The sequence below is a fragment of the Prochlorococcus sp. MIT 1327 genome (genome assembly GCF_047304785.1).
GTDB classification, from domain to species: Bacteria; Cyanobacteriota; Cyanobacteriia; order PCC-6307; family Cyanobiaceae; genus Prochlorococcus; species Prochlorococcus marinus_D.
This window is the reverse complement of record NZ_CP138972.1, coordinates 2,035,675-2,054,098: the sequence shown is the minus strand read 5'-3', so window position 1 is coordinate 2,054,098 and position 18,424 is coordinate 2,035,675. Positions and strand designations below refer to the sequence as shown.

Annotated in this window: 18 protein-coding genes; 13 read left to right on the top strand and 5 right to left on the bottom strand. The window is 48.8% G+C overall.

Features of this window, described 5'->3' with window-relative positions; translation table 11 throughout:
* Positions 1–7: 7 nt before the first annotated feature.
* The 3 genes from bchL to SIB80_RS10240 all read right to left on the bottom strand — a co-directional run bounded on the left by bchL (position 8) and on the right by SIB80_RS10240 (position 3,977).
* A complete protein-coding gene (gene bchL, locus SIB80_RS10250) occupies positions 8–898 on the bottom strand; it encodes a ferredoxin:protochlorophyllide reductase (ATP-dependent) iron-sulfur ATP-binding protein (RefSeq protein ID WP_063397370.1) in 891 nt (296 codons plus the stop codon).
* Positions 899–1,101: 203 nt separating this feature from the next.
* The gene (locus tag SIB80_RS10245) at positions 1,102–2,712 is read right to left on the bottom strand and encodes a ferredoxin:protochlorophyllide reductase (ATP-dependent) subunit B (RefSeq protein ID WP_063419828.1); all 1,611 of its coding nucleotides are present in this window, start codon (positions 2,710–2,712) and stop codon (positions 1,102–1,104) included.
* Between the two features lie 8 nt (positions 2,713–2,720).
* Positions 2,721–3,977 carry a ferredoxin:protochlorophyllide reductase (ATP-dependent) subunit N gene (locus SIB80_RS10240; protein ID WP_063406480.1) on the bottom strand — a complete coding sequence of 419 codons (1,257 nt, stop codon included), beginning with the start codon at positions 3,975–3,977 and terminating at the stop codon, positions 2,721–2,723.
* A gap of 188 nt (positions 3,978–4,165) precedes the next feature.
* On the opposite strand from SIB80_RS10240, the gene SIB80_RS10235 reads away from it, so the two are divergent.
* The 4 genes from SIB80_RS10235 to SIB80_RS10220 all read left to right on the top strand — a co-directional run bounded on the left by SIB80_RS10235 (position 4,166) and on the right by SIB80_RS10220 (position 8,393).
* Positions 4,166–5,887, top strand: a complete 1,722-nt coding sequence (locus tag SIB80_RS10235; RefSeq protein WP_063419829.1) for a SulP family inorganic anion transporter — start codon at positions 4,166–4,168, stop codon at positions 5,885–5,887.
* Positions 5,888–6,088: 201 nt separating this feature from the next.
* Positions 6,089–7,108: a sodium-dependent bicarbonate transport family permease gene (locus tag SIB80_RS10230; RefSeq protein ID WP_063419830.1), complete on the top strand. Its 1,020-nt coding sequence runs from the start codon at positions 6,089–6,091 to the stop codon at positions 7,106–7,108.
* Between the two features lie 4 nt (positions 7,109–7,112).
* Complete coding sequence (locus SIB80_RS10225; RefSeq protein WP_063419831.1) at positions 7,113–7,394, top strand: P-II family nitrogen regulator; 282 nt, start codon at positions 7,113–7,115, stop codon at positions 7,392–7,394.
* An 831-nt stretch (positions 7,395–8,225) separates the two neighbouring features.
* Positions 8,226–8,393 (top strand): hypothetical protein, encoded by a 168-nt coding sequence (locus SIB80_RS10220; RefSeq protein WP_240953028.1) that lies wholly within the window; start codon positions 8,226–8,228, stop codon positions 8,391–8,393.
* 214 nt (positions 8,394–8,607) lie between these two features.
* Here SIB80_RS10220 and SIB80_RS10215 read toward each other — a convergent pair whose 3' ends face one another.
* On the bottom strand, positions 8,608–9,009 hold the full coding sequence (locus tag SIB80_RS10215) for a hypothetical protein (protein ID WP_011130580.1): 402 nt from the start codon (positions 9,007–9,009) through the stop codon (positions 8,608–8,610).
* 101 nt (positions 9,010–9,110) lie between these two features.
* Here SIB80_RS10215 and SIB80_RS10210 point away from each other — a divergent pair, with 101 nt between their 5' ends.
* A complete protein-coding gene (locus SIB80_RS10210; RefSeq protein WP_011130579.1) occupies positions 9,111–9,881 on the top strand; it encodes a hypothetical protein in 771 nt (256 codons plus the stop codon).
* Here the strand turns inward: SIB80_RS10210 and SIB80_RS10205 are convergent, their stop codons facing one another.
* Complete coding sequence (locus SIB80_RS10205) at positions 9,882–10,475, bottom strand: non-canonical purine NTP pyrophosphatase (protein WP_063416009.1); 594 nt, start codon at positions 10,473–10,475, stop codon at positions 9,882–9,884.
* 343 nt (positions 10,476–10,818) lie between these two features.
* Here SIB80_RS10205 and SIB80_RS10200 point away from each other — a divergent pair, with 343 nt between their 5' ends.
* From SIB80_RS10200 to SIB80_RS10165, 8 genes are all read left to right on the top strand, one after another.
* Positions 10,819–11,130 (top strand): BMC domain-containing protein, encoded by a 312-nt coding sequence (locus SIB80_RS10200; protein WP_011825471.1) that lies wholly within the window; start codon positions 10,819–10,821, stop codon positions 11,128–11,130.
* Between the two features lie 69 nt (positions 11,131–11,199).
* Positions 11,200–12,612: a form I ribulose bisphosphate carboxylase large subunit gene (locus SIB80_RS10195; protein ID WP_011825472.1), complete on the top strand. Its 1,413-nt coding sequence runs from the start codon at positions 11,200–11,202 to the stop codon at positions 12,610–12,612.
* A 108-nt stretch (positions 12,613–12,720) separates the two neighbouring features.
* Complete coding sequence (locus SIB80_RS10190; protein ID WP_011825473.1) at positions 12,721–13,062, top strand: ribulose bisphosphate carboxylase small subunit; 342 nt, start codon at positions 12,721–12,723, stop codon at positions 13,060–13,062.
* A 111-nt stretch (positions 13,063–13,173) separates the two neighbouring features.
* On the top strand, positions 13,174–15,555 hold the full coding sequence (locus tag SIB80_RS10185; protein ID WP_063419834.1) for a CsoS2 family carboxysome shell protein: 2,382 nt from the start codon (positions 13,174–13,176) through the stop codon (positions 15,553–15,555).
* A 7-nt stretch (positions 15,556–15,562) separates the two neighbouring features.
* Complete coding sequence (locus SIB80_RS10180; RefSeq protein ID WP_063419835.1) at positions 15,563–17,107, top strand: carboxysome shell carbonic anhydrase; 1,545 nt, start codon at positions 15,563–15,565, stop codon at positions 17,105–17,107.
* A gap of 1 nt (position 17,108) precedes the next feature.
* Positions 17,109–17,384, top strand: coding sequence for a carboxysome peptide A (locus SIB80_RS10175; RefSeq protein ID WP_011825477.1), 276 nt, complete (start codon positions 17,109–17,111; stop codon positions 17,382–17,384).
* Positions 17,384–17,635, top strand: coding sequence for a carboxysome peptide B (locus SIB80_RS10170; protein WP_011825478.1), 252 nt, complete (start codon positions 17,384–17,386; stop codon positions 17,633–17,635). Before SIB80_RS10175 ends, SIB80_RS10170 begins: the two co-directional genes overlap by 1 nt.
* A 56-nt stretch (positions 17,636–17,691) precedes the next feature.
* A complete protein-coding gene (locus tag SIB80_RS10165) occupies positions 17,692–18,303 on the top strand; it encodes a BMC domain-containing protein (protein ID WP_074160147.1) in 612 nt (203 codons plus the stop codon).
* Positions 18,304–18,424 lie beyond the last annotated feature (121 nt).

The following is an 18,424-nucleotide window of genomic DNA, read 5'->3' as shown; positions in this document are numbered from 1 at the left end:
TTAGAGGTTAGTCAAAGCCAAGCAGGTCAAAAATTTCACGATCTTTGAGAGGTTCCGCTTCAAGAGGCTCAACCTTATCGATCATTTTTTGTGCGAGTGCAAGATATTCATTTTGACATTCCATTACCCCCTCGTCTGATGAGTCCATCTCGAAAATTGTGCATTTTTTAAGTCTTGATCTACGTATTGCATCAACGTTTTTAAAATGAGCCATAGTTTTCAGCCCTGTCTGTTGATTGAATTTTTCTATTTGATCTAATTCGGCAGAACGATTCGCAATAACTCCGCCAAGGCGAACTTTGTAGTTCTTAGCTTTAGCGTTAATTGCAGCGACAATGCGATTCATCGCAAAAATCGAATCAAAGTCGTTGGCGGTGACGATGAGGCAGTAGTTGGCATGTTGCAAGGGTGCAGCGAAGCCGCCACAGACCACGTCTCCAAGGACATCGAAGATCACCACATCGGTGTCTTCCAGCAGGTGATGCTCTTTAAGCAGCTTTACGGTCTGTCCAGTCACGTAACCACCGCAACCGGTGCCGGCTGGAGGCCCACCACTCTCGACACACTTGACTCCATTGAAGCCTTCAAACATGAAGTCATCTGGTCGTAACTCTTCGCTATGGAAATCAACCTCTTCAAGGATGTCGATCACCGTAGGCACCATGCGATGCGTAAGCGTGAAAGTACTGTCGTGCTTGGGATCACAACCAATTTGCAGCACTCGTTTGCCGAGTTTGGAGAATGCGGCTGAAAGGTTGGAGGAGGTGGTGGATTTACCAATTCCGCCTTTCCCATAAACCGCGATTACCAGGGCCCCTTCCTGAATGCGAACAGAAGCATCCTGTTGAACTTGCACACTGCCTTCACCATCGGCTGGTCGTGTCAGGGTCGTGGTCATTGAGTGATCTTGCTCAAGTTCGTATTGTTATTCAAGGCCAAGGGATCTATCTCTGCTGGTTCCTAACAAATTCGATACAACTTTTTTCAAGGTTTGCTTGCTTTTCGAGACAAAGGGATTGACCATTAGAGAAAGATGAGTGTAAACACTCATCCTCTTTTCTCCTTGTAATGACTAGAAGCCTCTCTATTTTTTTCTGATAGTCAAGCCCGAAAGTGGACTTTTGCGTCGTAAACGGTTTCGCTGTCGATACGTCTACAACCAGCCTGGCGCGCATACTTTTCCGTATTGCGGCGAACCTTTCCGCGTACAAAGAAGGGGATCTTTGCGAGCTCTGCTTCTCCCTCTGGGGTCCAGAGAGGTGATTCCTCAGATGAGGAAGCCGCATTTGTTTGCGTTGATGGATTGCTGGCTGCTTGGCTTTGTTGTTGTTCCGTTTGGCTCTGATGTCCGCCTAGGTGCCCTAGGTGGCTTTGATGACCATCCACAAATTCAAAGTCATGGCGGAACATACCGATTAGATGCTCCTCAAGGCCCATCATCAATGGATGCACCCAGCTATCGAAAATGACGTTTGCACCTTCCCATCCCATTTGTGGGCTGTATCTGGCAGGGACGTCTTGCACGTGCATCGGTGTGCTGATGACTGCACAGGGAATACCCAGTCGTTTTGCACTGTGCCGCTCCATCTGTGTGCCAAGCACAAGTTCGGGAGCGGCCTCTGCCATGGCAGCTTCCACGGCAAGGTAGTCATCGCTGATGAGTGCTTCAAGTCCTAGTTCTTTGGCTGCAGCTCGTACCGGTCTGGCCATTTCGCGGCTGTAGGTGCCAAGACCCACCACTTTGAAACCGAGCTCTTGATCAGCAATCCTTGCTGCGGCAAGGGCATGTGTGCCATCGCCAAAAATGAACACGCGCTTGCCGGTGAGGTAGTTGGAATCCACAGACTGTGAATACCAAGGCAGTCTCGATTGCTCTGTACCTTCGCCTGGATTAGGTGCAGGCATCTCTAACAATTGATGGAGTTCCTTTAAAAAGTCTTTGGTAGCACCCACTCCGATCGGCACTGTTTTGGAGAACGGCATGCCGTAATTGCGCTCAAGCCAGAGACAAGTTGCTTCTGCGATTTCAGGGTAAAGACAGACATTCAGATCAGCATTGGGAAGCCGCATTAGATCAGCTGGCCTTGCTTCAAGTGGAGCCACAACATGTACATCAATGCCGTGTTGATTGAGCAGTTTTTCCAATTCGAGAATGTCGTCTCTACAGCGGAAGCCGAGCAGGGTTGGCCCCAAGAGATTCACTCTGGGCCGGCGTCCTTCGTTTTTCCATGCAGCAGGGCTATGACTGACATCAGATTGCTCAGAAGGCTGCTTGCTGAGGATGCCTCGCACGAGTTGATAGAACGTTTCTGAGGCTCCCCAATTTTCTTTCTTGCTGTAGGCCGGCAGTTCTATACCCACAACAGGCATGTTGAAACCCATGCCTGAAGCAAGTGAGCCGGGTTGGTCTTGAATGAGTTCAGCGGTGCAACTTTCACCCACCAAGAGTGCTTCGGGGTTAAAACGCTCCACGGCTTCACGCAGATGACCTTTGACCAATTCAGCCGTATCTCCTCCTAGATCCCTGGCTTGAAAGGTGGTGTAGGTCACTGGCGGTCTGCGCCCGCGCCGCTCGATCATCGTGAACAGCAGATCCGCGTATGTGTCTCCTTGCGGGGCATGCAACACATAATGAACTCCTTCCATCGAGGAGGCGATGCGCATGGCTCCTACGTGAGGAGGCCCTTCATAGGTCCAGAGAGTGAGTTCCATTGGCTTTTTTAGACGCTTACGAGGAGTTGGTTGTTGAGAAGGTTGCGGCGATGCAGTGGCCTTGCAAACAGTTCGGCGAGGTCTGCGGCTTGATCAATGCCGTGGATGGGGCTAAAGATCAATTCGATTGACCATTTCGTTGCAATCTCTTCCGCTTCAAGGGGATTTGCCAAACCCATACCGCAGACAACTAGATCAGGACGCTGCTCCCTAACCCTGTCGAGCTGCTTCTCCACATGTTGGCCCTCCATGACCTGCGTGTTGTGCGGCAGCAGTTCCAATTCAGACTGCATCATCTCTCGATTGAGATAAGGAACTCCAACTTCTACAAGTTCCATTCCACATTCTCTGTGAAGGAAACGTGCTAGTGGAATTTCCAACTGGGATTCAGGCATCAGGAAAATTCGCTTTCCAGCCAGTTGCTCTTTGTAGGGCGATAAAGCCTTTTGGGCGCGCACCATCAAAGGTTCAAGGATGGTTGCAACGTGACTGCCATTGATATCAAAAGCGTGGGCTGCCGCTTCCATCCAGAGTCGGCTTCCCTCAGCTCCCAGAGGGAAAGGCGCTTGAAGGATCTCGGCGCCTCTGTCTTTGAGTTCCCTAGCCGTGTCAGTTAAGTAGGGCTGGGTTAGCAAAACACGGGTGCCAGGCCCTACGGATGGCAGATCAGTCGACTGCCTTGGCGGCAAGCTGGACACTGAGGGGATGCCGAGGCGCTCGAAGAGATGTTTGAGACGATCTTCAACTGCGTTGGCCATGGTGCCAACAAGCAGTAGCTGCGCTTCGTTGCTATTAGGCATCAAAGGCACCATGGCTTTGAGCGCACCGTCCTCTCCCTGAGTAAAGGTGGTTTCAATGCCGCTGCCTGAGTAATTCAGCACGCGTACGCCGCCTTGAAGCTGTCCATTGAGTCGCTCGGCAACTCTTGCCAGATCTAACTTGATCACTTCGCTGGGGCAGGAACCCACCAGAAAGAGGGTGCGAATTTCAGGACGTCTCGCCAACAAGTCGTTTATCACCCGATCGAGCTCTTCATGAGCGTCTGCGAGTCCAGCGAGGTCTCGCTCTCCCAGGATGGCAGTGCCAAAACGCGGCTCGGCAAAGATCATCACGCCTGCGGCGCTTTGGATCAGATGGGCACAGGTGCGTGAGCCCACCACGAGGAAGAAGGCGTCGGGCATTCGTCGATGCAGCCAAACAATTGACGTCAAGCCACAGAAAACCTCCCGAGGTCCGCTTTCCTTTAGCAGCGTCGTGCTGCCCATGGGCTGCTCCAAAATCGCTATAACAATTTGCTTGATGAATGAACAAATCTGCGGGAGTTAATAAACTCTTCGGGATCGAGAAAAGCTTTTTGTTATAGAGGCCGGACAAATTGCTTCTCTTGCCATAGAGGAGGGGCCCACAGCCAGATATTGTTTTGTTCAACTCAAGTGGGAAGGAGCACTACGTTTTGGCATTGATCCATGGATTTCATCTGCGCAATGTTCGCGGAGATCTATTAGGCGGATTGACCGCTGCGGTGGTGGCGCTGCCTTTAGCTCTCGCATTTGGCAATGCTGCCCTTGGCGATGGAGGCGCGATCTACGGTCTCTACGGAGCGGTGATTGTTGGCTTCTTCGCAGCGCTGTTTGGCGGCACTCCATCTCAGGTCAGCGGTCCTACAGGACCGATGAGCGTCACTGTGGCAGGAGTTGTAGCCGCCCTTGCTGCTGTTGGTATTTCCACAGCGTTGCCAACGGTTGATGGGCCTGGAGAGCTTTTGCCCCTGGTGATGGCCGCAGTTGTTGTTGGAGGTCTCTTCCAAATTCTTTTTGGGGTCTTACGACTGGGTCGTTACATCACGCTTGTGCCCTATTCAGTGGTGTCTGGCTTTATGTCTGGGATTGGGGTGATCATCCTCATTCTTCAGATTGGACCTCTCTTTGGCATCTCAACCAAGGGCGGTGTGATTGCTTGCCTTACGCAGTTATCGGCAAACTTTCAACCCAACTGGGGCGCGGTAGCAGTGGCTGTGATGACCTTGGCCATTGTCTTTTTGGCACCTCGGCGACTCACCGAGTGGGTGCCTTCACCGTTGTTGGCTTTGTTGATCGTTACGCCTCTCTCGGTTGTGCTGTTCAATGACGCGAACCTTTCAGCTCGAGGCATCGATGAGCTGCCGCGTATCGGCACGATCCCTGAAGGTGGCCTGAGCTTTTCTTTGCCCAGCTGGGACCCAGCATTTCTTCCTTTGATTATCAAATCAGGCTTAGTGCTTGCAGTGTTGGGAGCAATCGATTCGCTGTTGACATCCCTTGTTGCAGACAACATTACCCAGACTCGTCATAACTCAGACCGAGAGCTGATTGGCCAAGGAATTGGCAACTCTCTTGCTGGGCTGTTTAACGGATTGCCTGGCGCCGGTGCAACGATGCGGACGGTGATCAATGTCAAATCTGGAGGCAGCACGCCACTCTCTGGAATGGTGCATTCCATTGTGCTGTTGATTGTTTTGTATGGAGCAGGTCAGTTCGCGGCTTTAATTCCAACTGCTTTGCTTGCAGGAATATTGGTCAAGGTAGGTCTCGATATCATTGATTGGGGCTTCTTGCTTAGAGCTCATCGCCTCTCGATTAAGACAGCTGTTGTCATGTATGGCGTCTTGCTGATGACAGTTTTCTGGGATTTAATCTCAGCAGTTTTGGTTGGTGTGTTTGTTGCAAACCTATTGACAATTGATTCGTTGACACAGGCTCAATTGGAAGGAATGGATGCCGATAATCGTTTGATGGATGGTGATTTTGACAACAAATCAACTGGTGCTGGTGCTAATACTGAAGAGCCATCACTGCCCCCTTCAGAGCAAGCATTGCTTGATCGTTGTGGCGGGCAGGTGATGTTATTTCGCCTGCGCGGGCCATTGAGCTTTGGAGCCGCTTCTGGGATCACAGAACGAATGGCTCTGGTACGTAATTACAAGGTTTTGATCCTTGACATTACTGAAGTCCCTCGGCTTGGCATTACTGCAACTTTGGCCATTGAACAGATGGTTCAAGAGGCAAAAAACCATTCAAGGAAAGCTTATGTTGTGGCTGCAAACGAGAGGGTCCGCAAAAGACTTGAGAAGTTTGATGTGCAAGGTTTGATGGCTAATCGAACTCAAGCTCTTGAAGCTGCCCTGGCTGACTTATAAGGGGTAAGTGACAACTTATTAGAGATCTCAGCTTCATTAGACCACCTTCATGGGGTTGGGATCTTTGATAAAAACAATGATATAATCTATCTTGTAAAATTTACAGCTTTAAATGGTTTGAAAAATTGTCTACGTTTCGTTTAAGTACGCCGTTCTCCTTCATTATCTAAAACAGACCAGATTTCCCTGCAACTTCTTTATATGATCACAGCAACCGCAACAGCACTTGACGCAGGGCTCGTACTGGCCAATGTTTTATCACCAAAGGTTTTATTTTTTTTCTTGGGTGCGATTGCGGTTTTCTTGAATGCTGACCTTGAGATTCCTGCGCCGCTGCCGAAATTATTTTCGCTTTATCTGTTGATGGCCGTTGGCTTTAGGGGTGGCATGGCTTTGGCGAAAGATGGTCTCGGTGGTCAAGTTATCCCAACCATTACTGTTTCTATTTTAATGGCAGCGGTCATCCCGCTGATTTGCTTCTGTATTTTGCGATTGAGGTTTGATGTCTTTAATGCAGCAGCAATATCAGCAACATATGGCTCAATTAGCGCAGTGACCTTTATCGCTGCTGAGAGTTTTCTTCAGGCTCAAAATATTTCTTATGACGGATTTATGGTGGCCCCACTGGCGTTAATGGAATCACCGGCAATCATCGTTGGATTGGTCCTGGTTCGGCTTGGTTCCCGTCAGGCACGTCCTGGTTCTGATGGAATGAATTGGCGCAAGGTTCTGCATGAATCGATGCTGAATGGCTATGTCTATTTGATTGCAGGTAGCCTTGTAATTGGTTTCATTGCTTCTATTTATAGCCCTGCTGGTGTAGAGAAGATGGAACCATTCGTTTATAAGCTTTTCTATGGAGTCTTGTGCTTCTTCTTGCTGGACATGGGAATCGTTGCGGCGCAGCGTTTTAAAGACCTCAAAAAAGCAGGAGCGTTTCTTGTCTTTTTTGCCATTCTGATGCCAATGTTCAATGCGTTAATCGGAGGCCTTGTTGCTAGGGCACTTGGTTTAGGGTATGGCAATGCACTTTTGTTTATTATTTTGTGCTCTAGTGCCTCATATATTGCCGTCCCTACGGCAATGCGAATGACAGTTCCAGAGGCCAACCCAAGGTATTACATTTCTAGCGCATTGGGATTAACTTTCCCTTTTAATCATACGATTGGGATTCCACTATATATGGGTTTGGTTTACAAGTTAATCCCTGCATCAATTTAAAATCATGAAGCGACTAGATTTAATTGTAAGCGAGAGAGAGCTTGAGTCAGTGATTAAAGCTCTTGACGAAGCTGGGGCACCTGGCTATTCAGTCATTAGGCCTGTCACTGGTAGGGGGCCTGATACTTATGTGACAGAGGGCATGGATTTTAGTGGCCTTGGGGCAAATGCTCATGTGATTGTCTTTTGCGAGATAGAAGTTCTTGAGAAGTTGCGTGTATCGATAAATCCCATACTTAATTATTATGGTGGCGTAGCTTATGTTGCGGAGGCTGCTCCACTCTGACAATCTTTTGAAAATATAAATAATAACGATATGGGTTTTGTGCGGCTTAGTAGTAGCCGCAATTGATGCCGCCTTAAAGGTTTAAGTTTTTTCCCTCACGCTAGAGGGGCAACTTTTTCTTTGAAGTTAGCTTGATTGATGTGAGAGTACCTATTCTCTTTCTGGCAACCAAGTCATGGCTGAATGCAATGATTCCAACTGGTAAGGAAAGAAATAATTAAAATATCGCATATGAATCTAAATATAAGCTTCTAAAATAAAGTGGGTTTTTCAATGACTTCTCCCCTCTCTACCATTAGAACAGTATTAGTGGTGTTATTTGGATGTTGTCAAGAGATACTCGCCTGCGTTTGCAAGAGATTCTTGCTCGAGTCGCAAGCGATCAGCCCGTTAGCTTAAGTGAACGGATTTATATTCATAAGTTTGCTGACCGAAACCAGACTGTTGCAACCTGGTTGTATAGAGCGAGGAGAGAACAACAGAAATTGCAACCTCAAGATGGCATCGATCAGTTGCTCGATGCTCTTCAAATTGGCTCGTCCGAACCAGATGATCACTACTGCTCGGAGGATGAAGAGCTTGGCGAATGGTTTGGTGGAGCTCCGTCCTGGTTAGGTAGGAGCTGACCTTCAATTGTAGGTTTTTCTATCACAATGCAATCTGTCTGCACTAAGATTTTTTTAATTGCAGACGAAACATGACTAAATTTACGAGAATCGATTTTTTGGATTGATGGCTGCAGTTCGCTTTTTACCGTCTGTTTTGGCTTGATCTCTCACTCTTGCTTCTTGTGAGTCATCTAGCCAGAAAGCAACCAATGATCAAATCCAAGTGGCTGATTGTGCTGAGCTGGTGTGCTCTGCTCGAAATCAAGTTGATCAGGCTGTAGCGGTGGTCAATGCGCTGACTCCTGAACCCACGATTGCCCAGGCTGAATTCAGTGAGTATCGTTACCAGGTGAAGATCTTCTGCGACGCTGTCGAGGAGATACGTGAGTAGAAGGATCTGACTCTTGCTGAAGCTGCTGATCAGCAAAAGGGCAAAGTGGCTCCTGTGATTGCGGCCAGAGAACAATTGATGGCAACCACGGTCTGCATCGATGTTGAACAGTCGGCTAAAAGAGAGTCAGACGATGAAGACGAGTCAGAAGATGAATGATTAAAGACAATCTCTTCTGGAGATTGATCAGTTTGATGATTAATTTTTAAGGGATTCAAAGGCGGCGACGGAATCCATCGCCGCTGAATCCATCAACATTGCGCTCTGGAGTTTTGTCGGAACTGCTGAGCTTCCAAACGTTTCTGCTGACTCGCCTTGCGATTAGTCCTCCTCGTCTGACTTCCTTTGAGCCGGGTCTCGCACCAAGAAGTTTTGACACCTCAGCGGTGCTCAGTGGAGCACCAGTTTGAATGGCCAAAGATGTGAGCTCGAGGCGTTGTCGCAGAGCTAAAAGATCGGCTTGTCCGCCAGTCTCAGCTTGAGACCATGTCCATTCACTTGCACCTTCCCGCATTTTTTGCATCAGGCCCAAACCAATTAAACCCAGTGCTTGCTCTGCTTTTAGGTCTGTTGGAAGGTTTGTAGATTCAGATTTTTTTTCTTGCATGGTGGCCATAGTCCATCCCAATCATTGATTTGGACGGTATCGGCTCTAAGGCCACTTGCAAGAGCAGTGCATTTGAAAGATATGTTCAATCACAAGGTATTATCCCCGCCATGCAGCGATTTGCGGGTTTAGAAATTCGGGAGCGGCGTCAAGGTGGAAGCTCGCTGGTGACAGGAACTGAGGTTTTGCCTCAGGCCTCAGGGGCAAGCTGCGTCATTACGACTGATTCGGAGACAGCAAGGGTTGGCCGTCAAAATAGTCATGTGCAGCAAATTGAATTGCGCACGTATGTTTTCCTCGATTCACTTCAGCCTCAGCTAGCTGCCTACATGGGCACGGTGAGTCAAGGCTTTTTACCGATTCCTGGTGATGCTTGCCTGTGGATGGAGGTCTCACCAGGCATGGCCGTCCATCGAGTGACTGATATTGCCCTTAAAGCGAGCAATGTTCGGCTCGGTCAAATGGTTGTGGAAAGGGCTTTTGGTTCTTTGGCCCTCTACCACCGTGATCAGAGCACGGTGCTCCATTCTGGCGATGTTGTTTTGGATGCCATTGGCAGCACTGTTAGCCAGAGAAGTTCTTGTGATGTGAGCTGGACCGAGGTGATCCGTGCGATAACCCCAGATCACGCTGTTTTGATTAATCGCCAAAATCGTCGTGGTTCGATGATTGAAGCTGGAATGAGCATGTTCATTCTTGAAACCGAACCGGCTGGTTATGTATTAATTGCTGCCAATGAAGCTGAGAAGGCATCCAATATCACCATCGTTGACGTGAAAGGCGTGGGAGCCTTTGGCAGGCTCACTTTGGCTGGGAAAGAAGGTGATGTAGAGGAGGCTGCTGCTGCTGCAATGCGAGCCATCGATCAAATCAATCGTTAGCTAAACAATCTGATCAAGTCCTAGTTGTTCTCGCAGGCAGGGGGCTAGTGCTCTAGCTGCTTTCCCTCGACTACCAAGCCTTGAAAGCTGTTGATTGTTGAGTTCTCCGTAGGTGCAGTTAGCTTCGCGAACCCAAAACAGCGATTCGAACTCGCCTCCTTCATAGGCAGGCGATCTAAGTAGTTCTCCCCAGCAAATCCCCTCTGCTGCTTTAAGAAGCTTCCCCTTGGAATTGCATAGAACCATCACACTGCGGAAGCGAGCACTCCGATATGGGTTGTTTTCAAGGGCCGCAAGGATTTTCTTGATTTTTTCTTGATTGTTGGCAGCAAAGCGGGCCGAATAAAGCCCCGGGGCTCCATCCAGGGCATCAACTTCTAATCCGGAGTCGTCAGCAATGGTCCAGTTTCCAACTCGTTTTGCGACTGCTCGAGCTTTGAGTAGGGCATTGTCTAGATAAGTGGAGCCCGTTTCCTCGACATCTAGATCTTTTGGTTGCCTCTGCACATCGATTGGTAGTGGACCAAGCATTGCTTCGATCTCGGCGACCTTGCGAGGGTTTCCACTCGCAATGGTTAGCAGTGGTTTAGCCAAAATCAAAAAAACTATCGCTCTTATTCTGCTTTAGGGGGTGGAAGTTCTCTCTTGGGAAGACCTGAGGCAGGATTTTTTGATTGTTTCTGCTCCCCTTGGGCAAGCGATAGAAACTCCTGGAGCCGATCAATTGAGGCTTTTGGGCTACTTGGCAACCAAATGTGGCCAAGCGCTGACAGAAAAACGAACAGTCGTTTAAAACAGTCGTAGCAAGGGTGATTAGCCGAGCTTATGGAAGGGGCTACGGATGGTGATCCATTTTTTGGCCAAATTTGCTTGACGGAACGTTGGCCTGCAGAGCATTGTCCATTGCGAACATTCCATTCATCACTTCAGGTAGGCAATGGCTAACGAAACCATGGGCATCGCCCTAGGCATGATCGAAACCCGCGGCCTTGTGCCAGCAATTGAAGCTGCTGACGCCATGACCAAGGCAGCTGAAGTGCGCCTGATTGGCCGTGAGTTTGTCGGTGGTGGATATGTCACCGTGCTCGTGCGTGGCGAAACAGGTGCTGTTAACGCTGCTGTCCGTGCTGGCGCTGATGCTTGCGAGCGTGTAGGAGACGGCCTTGTGGCAGCGCACATCATTGCCCGCCCTCATCGCGAAGTTGAGCCTGCGCTAGGCAACGGCAATTTCGTAGGTCAGAAGGACTGAGGCCTTCTGCGATGGCTCTAAGAGCCGCGCTATCTCAACCTTCTATACCGACTTAAAAGGAGCTATTCCATGAGCAAGAAGTACGACGCTGGGGTTAAGGAGTACAGAGACACCTACTGGACTCCCGATTATGTACCCCTAGACACCGACCTGCTGGCCTGCTTTAAGGTCACTGGCCAGGAAGGAGTACCCAGAGAGGAAGTTGCCGCTGCTGTGGCTGCTGAATCTTCAACAGGTACTTGGTCCACTGTTTGGTCAGAACTACTAACTGACCTTGAGTTTTACAAGGGCCGTTGCTATCGCATCGAAGATGTCCCTGGAGATAAGGAATCTTTTTACGCATTCATTGCTTATCCTCTTGACCTTTTTGAAGAAGGTTCAATTACGAACGTTCTGACCTCCTTGGTCGGTAATGTTTTTGGATTCAAGGCCTTGCGCCATCTGCGCTTAGAAGACATCCGCTTCCCGATGGCCTTCATCAAGACCTGCGGTGGTCCTCCTAATGGCATTGTCGTAGAACGCGATCGTTTGAATAAGTACGGTCGCCCCTTGCTTGGTTGCACCATTAAGCCAAAGCTTGGCCTTTCTGGTAAAAACTACGGACGTGTTGTTTATGAGTGTCTGCGTGGTGGTCTTGACTTAACCAAAGACGACGAGAACATCAACTCTCAGCCTTTCCAGCGTTGGCGCGAGCGCTTTGAGTTTGTTGCTGAGGCTGTCAAACTTGCACAACAAGAAACTGGAGAAGTCAAAGGTCATTATCTCAATTGCACCGCGACGACTCCTGAAGAGATGTATGAGCGCGCCGAGTTCGCCAAAGAACTCGACATGCCAATCATCATGCATGACTACATCACTGGTGGATTTACCGCCAACACTGGTTTGGCGAATTGGTGCCGTAAAAACGGCATGCTGTTGCACATCCACCGCGCTATGCATGCGGTGATTGACCGTCATCCCAAACACGGAATTCACTTCCGTGTGCTTGCTAAGTGCTTGCGCCTTTCCGGTGGTGACCAGCTCCATACAGGAACTGTGGTTGGCAAGCTAGAAGGTGATCGTCAGACCACCCTCGGCTTCATCGACAACCTGCGTGAGTCTTTTGTTCCAGAAGACCGCAATCGCGGTAACTTCTTTGACCAAGACTGGGGTTCCATGCCTGGAGTCTTTGCTGTTGCCTCTGGTGGTATCCACGTTTGGCACATGCCAGCGCTGCTGGCAATTTTCGGAGACGACTCCTGCCTGCAGTTCGGCGGTGGTACCCATGGTCATCCATGGGGGTCAGCTGCTGGTGCAGCTGCTAACCGAGTCGCACTTGAAGCTTGTGTGAAAGCACGCAATGCAGGTCGTGAGATCGAGAAGGAAAGTCGAGACATCCTTATGGAAGCGGCGAAGCACAGCCCTGAGCTTGCGATCGCACTTGAGACTTGGAAAGAAATCAAGTTCGAATTCGACACCGTCGACAAACTCGACGTTCAGTAGATCGGCTTAATCGAGGAGACACCTGTCTCCTCAAAACTTCTTCTCAGATTTAGTTAGGCCAACACTTAATTGTATTGGCCCCCCAATATCCACATTCCAAGGTTCACCATGCCTTTCCAGAGCACAGTTGGTGACTATCAAACAGTCGCCACCCTGGAAACCTTCGGCTTTTTACCGCCGATGACCCAGGACGAAATTTACGATCAAATTGCCTACATCATTGCTCAGGGATGGAGCCCTGTTATTGAACACGTTCATCCAAGTGGTTCCATGCAGACCTATTGGTCTTATTGGAAGTTACCTTTCTTTGGCGAGAAGGATCTGAATGCTGTAGTCAGTGAGCTTGAGGCTTGCCATCGTGCATACCCAGACCACCATGTGCGCATGGTCGGTTACGACGCTTACACCCAAAGTCAAGGAACTGCATTCGTAGTATTTGAAGGACGCTGATTTTAGTTTCAGCATCTATTCCTTAATAGCCTCGAGTTTTTTCGGGGCTATTAATTCTCATCAGAGGCAACGTGCCTCTTTCATCCTTACGACGTTTTTTATTGGTTGGGCATGGCAAAACAATCCAGTCGAGAGCTAGCGCTTGAACGCCGTAGGGCCCAGAGCAATTCAGGCAAGAAATCCACGTCATTAAATGGATCAAGTCCTAATCGCACCCGCAATGCCTCTGATGCACGTGTCACAAGGACTGATCAATCTTTCCTCAAGACTGGAAAAACTTCTCCGCAGCTAGTCGCTCCTAAGAAAGAGCTGCCAGATACGTCTTTTGTTGCTTCAAGAGAATCCTCTGGCGCTTCACGTCGTCAAGTTAAATCCATAGCTAATCCTAGTCGAGAGTTGGTTTTGGCTCGTCGTGACCAGCTCTCTCGCCGTGGTCAGCCAGCGGCAAAAAGTAAAGACAGAACCCGTGCAGAAGTTGAGAAGCTCTCTTCAAAGCTTAGCCAGCAAGGTGCTGCAATGAATGAGGTTAAGGATTTAGCCTCTAATCAAAAAAGTTTTGATGAATCTTCTGCTAATTCTTTGAGGACTTCTGATGCCATCTCAAGATTAAGCCCTAAACATTCATCTTCAAGCCGCCCTACTTCGAAACGCCGCTCAATACAAAATCCAAGTCGAGCATTGGTTCTTGCTCGCCGTGAAGCACAATCGAAACACGGAAAAACAGCAGCCAATCAACCGACCTCTGCCGCATCAGTCGCTCGCCAGGGAGACCCTGACTTGTCAAGTCGAGAGATTTCACAGAGAGTGCGTGAATTGCGTAGTAAAAGTGGATCTACCGATAAAAAGCGTTCAGGTGCTTGTCGTCCCTGTGGCCCTAATCGTAATGGTTCCAAGCAGGCTGTTGCGGCAGATGCCCATTGGAAAGTTGGTTTAAGTGAAACAAATACAGGCCAGTTTGTTACTGGAACTCAAGCAAATCGCTCTTCTAAAACCACTGGCAACGAAGCGAGTACTTGTCGTTCAATTACAGGTACTCAATATTTAGGTTCAGAGGTGTTTGATGCTTTTTGTCAGTCATCTCCGCAACCAGGTCAGCCTTTAAAAGTTGCAGTTACAAATACTAGTCATGGAAATCGGGTGACCGGTAATGAAGTTGGCCGCTCAGAAAAAGTGACTGGTGATGAACCTGGGACTTGTAAGACTTTGACCGGCACTGAATATATTTCAGCTAATCAGGCCAATCAATATTGTGGAGTTAGCCAACCTTCCCCAAGAAAAGTTGGCCAGAGCATTACAGAAGATGGTCGCAAGGTTAGCGGTGTGATGGTGGGACGTTCCGAGAGGGTTACTGGAGACGAAGCTGGTTCCAATCGGCAACTGACTGGTGATCAGTATCTTGGAGCTGACCCACTCCCTGAAGGAAGACCTGCTGAAAAAGTTGGTTCATTTCATACTCTGCGTGGAGCAGGTGTAACTGGTACCAATGTTGCCCGCTCTGAGTACGTTACCGGTAATGAACCAGGTAGTTGTAAAAGAGTGACTGGTGATGAATATGTTGGTACTCAGCAATACAAAACATTTTGCGGTGGCAGGCCAAACCCTGAGGCAGCAAAGGTCGGTTTAAGCCTCACAAATAAATCGCAAACTGTTAGTGGAACTCTTACAGGTCGCTCTGAACTTGTAACAGGAGATGAGCCTGGAACATGTAAAGCAGTTACTGGAACTCCATATGGTGGCCTTGAACAAGCTGCTGGCTGGTGTGATACAAATTCTGTAAGAGAAATTCAGGACCGTACACCAAAGATGATGGGTACACCTGGAGCTGTGATGACAGGTCTTCAGCCTGGAGTAGGTGGAGTGATGACAGGAGCAGAGAAAGGTGCTTGTGAACCCTTAACTGGCACCCCATATGTAGGTGGAGATCAACTTGCCCAGGCTTGTGGATCAGACGCCCCCGCTGGTAGTGAGTTGCAACAGGATGGACAAAGGTCTGCCCCTTGGACCCACTTTAGTGTTCAGTCTCCAGCAAGGGCTGCTCATGTGAAAAGTGAACAGCGCTCTGGTGTGACAGGAACAAGTTATGAGCAGGGCTCTCAGATTACGGGGCCTTTTAATATGGCGGTTGATAAAATTACTGGCACTGAGCAGTTCCGTTTTGACCGCAAACAACGTCATTTCAAGTCGGCTCCTGTTGAAGAAACCCCCAATGATGTAAGTCAAACACGCCCAGAATCACGAGTTACAGGAGAAGGCCAATCTGCCGGCCTCAATATCACTGGTGATGATTGGGATCGCAGTGAAAGGGTGACTGGTACCGAAGGAGCTTCTGCTCGTCGCCGTAATCCAACTCGGCCTGGCCCGATGTCTGCGATGCCTGCTGCTGATTTAAAGCGTAATGAGGAAGTTTCTCAACCAATGAGTCGAGTAACAGGGTCAAGTGGTAACACTGATCAAGGCTCCTTGATCACAGTCTCTGGCGGCGCAAGGGGTTGATTGATTGATGGCCTATCGCAATCGCAATTTGGCCTCTCAAACGCAAAGACCCTTGGCGCCGACTGCTCCAAGGAGGAGGCCTGTTGTAACACCTCAGATCTCTGATCGCTCAAGGCTAAGAGGGTTTGCCAATGTTGGTTCAGGGCCTTGCCACCCTCTCACAGACAGAGCTGCAAATCAGCATCTGCAGACTTATGAAGCCAATGTCAAAGGCTCTTTTGAGCTGATTGTTCCTTTCCTTAAAAGGATCTCAGCACTTCAGCATGATCAGGATTTTGTCTCAAAGTCCCAAAGTCTTGCTCGCTCTGAACTTGGTTTTGATTTGCCTAGCCACCTTTTGGAAAAGGCTTGGGTACGAGCATTAGATATGAGGGCCTTATTTGCTTGGTGTGTGTTTCAGTCTCATCAGCAGGTGAGTGACCGCTTTTTTCAAGAAGACCCTCTGCAAGGAGGAGAAGGCAGCATTCAAGCAAAGCATTTCCAATCATTCCTTGTTGATTGTGGTTTTCATCTCCTTGATGTCTCCCCCTGCGCTGATGGACGCTTGGCACATACGATTGCTTATGCCTTACGGATTCCATTTAGTTCAGTAAGACGTCGCTCCCATGCAGGCGCTCTATTTGATGTTGAGAAAACTGTCAACCGTTGGATTAAGACAGAACACAGACGATATCGAGAAGGTGTGCCAAATTCAGCCGACTCTCCAACACGTTATCTCAAGGTTGTCACCTATCATTTTAGTTCCCTTGATCCATCTCATCAAGGATGTGCGGCTCATGGGAGTGATGATGCCTTGGCAGCTTCTGCTGGCCAACAGCGCTTGCTTGATTTTCGTGAATCCGTCGAAAATAGTTTCTGTTGTGGTGCATCAGTAGACCTTCTTTTGATCGGGCTTGATACCGATACTGATGCCATTCGCGTACATGTTCCTGCGGCAGATGGTTCAATTGTTTTAGATGAATGGCTTTCTGCGGAAGATCTTTATCACGAGACGCTTGCTCTAAATTCAGATGAGGCGATGCAACATATTGCTGAACGTGTTGAAGCAAGTGCACCTAAGAAACCCGACGAGGGGATGGTTGCATTCATTGCGAAATTGATTGCAAACAACTTTTCTCAGATTGACTACGTGAAACAATCACATGCTGGCCCCTACCCAGATGCTGGGCATGCAGAGCGCTTTATTGGAGTTGGAATAGGTTTTAAGGAAGTGCATCTTCGCAACCTAACTTATTTCGCTCATTTGGATACTGTCGAAGTAGGTGCCCCAGATTTAGATGTAGGAGTGAAAATTTTTAAAGGGTTGAATGTTTCTCGAGATCTACCAATTCCTGTTGTTGTTCGTTTTGATTATTCTGGCCAAGTCCCAGGGGCAAGGGATCGTGCTGTCACTGATTGCTATCGTGTAAATCAAGCTATTGCTGAGCGTTATTCTGATCTTTTCGATCAGGGCCTTCTTCATACATTCTTGACGATTCGTGATCGTGATAAAAAAGACACTTCAGAGGTAGTCGGTTCCTCCTTGGAGCCTGTTCATCAGGAGGCACACTGACATGTTGATCTGCAAGGTTCTTAAGCCGCTTGTTTCCACCAATCGAATCCCTGGATTCGAACACAAACACCTTCAAGTTGTTCTTGATGGAAGTTCCAAGAAGGTTGCAGTCGATGCTGTGGGTTGTAAGCCAGATGATTGGGTGATTTGTGTTGGCAGCTCAGCAGCGAGAGAGGCGGCAGGAAGTAAATCCTATCCCAGTGATCTTACGATTGTAGGCATTATTGATCATTGGGATCCAGACGCCCCGAAGCCAGTTTCAGGGGGCTCAGCTTGATGGAAATCATGCAGGTTATGGGTCGTTTGGTTTGTACGCAAAGGGTTGACGGTCTTGGTCATATGCATCTGCGCATCCTGCGTAATAACGCTGGCAAGCAGTTGGTGGCTGTTGATCCTGTTGGTGCTCGAGAGGGAAATTGGGTGTTTACCTCCAGTGGATCAGCGGCACGGTTTGCATGTCCAGATCCCAACACTCAAACAGATCTAACAATTGGAGGAATTATTGATTACTGGTTGCCTGATGGATAGTTGATAAATGATTCGGATCCGATCCATTTCCTCTCTTCTTCTTAAACTTTTCATCCATGCCAAAACCTTCTTCCTCTAGTTCTTCAGACAGCCCCTCGTTGACGACAGCGATACCTGCTGGCGCTGAAGCTTCTAAAAAAGTTCTTCCTGGAAAGGCAACACAAACTGTGGATGTTTCTGCAGCAACATCTTCTTCAGCAAGTTTAAAGTCGACTACGGCCAGAAGTTCTTCTCCAGCTCGTACTTCCGCCAGTCGAGCAACGGCAGCGGGGTCCGCATCAAGGGGCGGTAGGAGTGCTGCGGGTTCCAGTGGCAGTGGCTCTGCGTCTGGTAGTGCTATCAAGGCCTCTGCTTCCTCTGCGCCTTCTTTTGTTCAGGGGGTCGCACTCGGAATGATTGAAACTCGTGGCATGGTTCCTGCCATTGAAGCGGCTGATGCAATGACAAAAGCTGCTGAGGTTAATCTCATCTCTAGGGAATATGTCGGCGGTGGTTATGTCACTGTGATGGTGCGTGGCGAAACAGGCGCTGTGAATGCAGCCGTTCGTGCTGGTGCAGATGCGTGTGAACGGGTTGGTGATGGCCTTGTTGCAGCGCATATTATTGCTCGTCCTCATCAGGAAGTTGAGCCAGCATTAAGACCCACTCATGCAAAGCGCCGCAGCTAAGTTGGGTACACCCTAATTTTTAGCTTTCTAATTTGCGGGTTTCTTCTGTGGCGAAGTTATTCGGAAATCTGGTCTGATCAACTTTGATGACAAGCATTAAGGTTATTCTTTAACTTTGAAC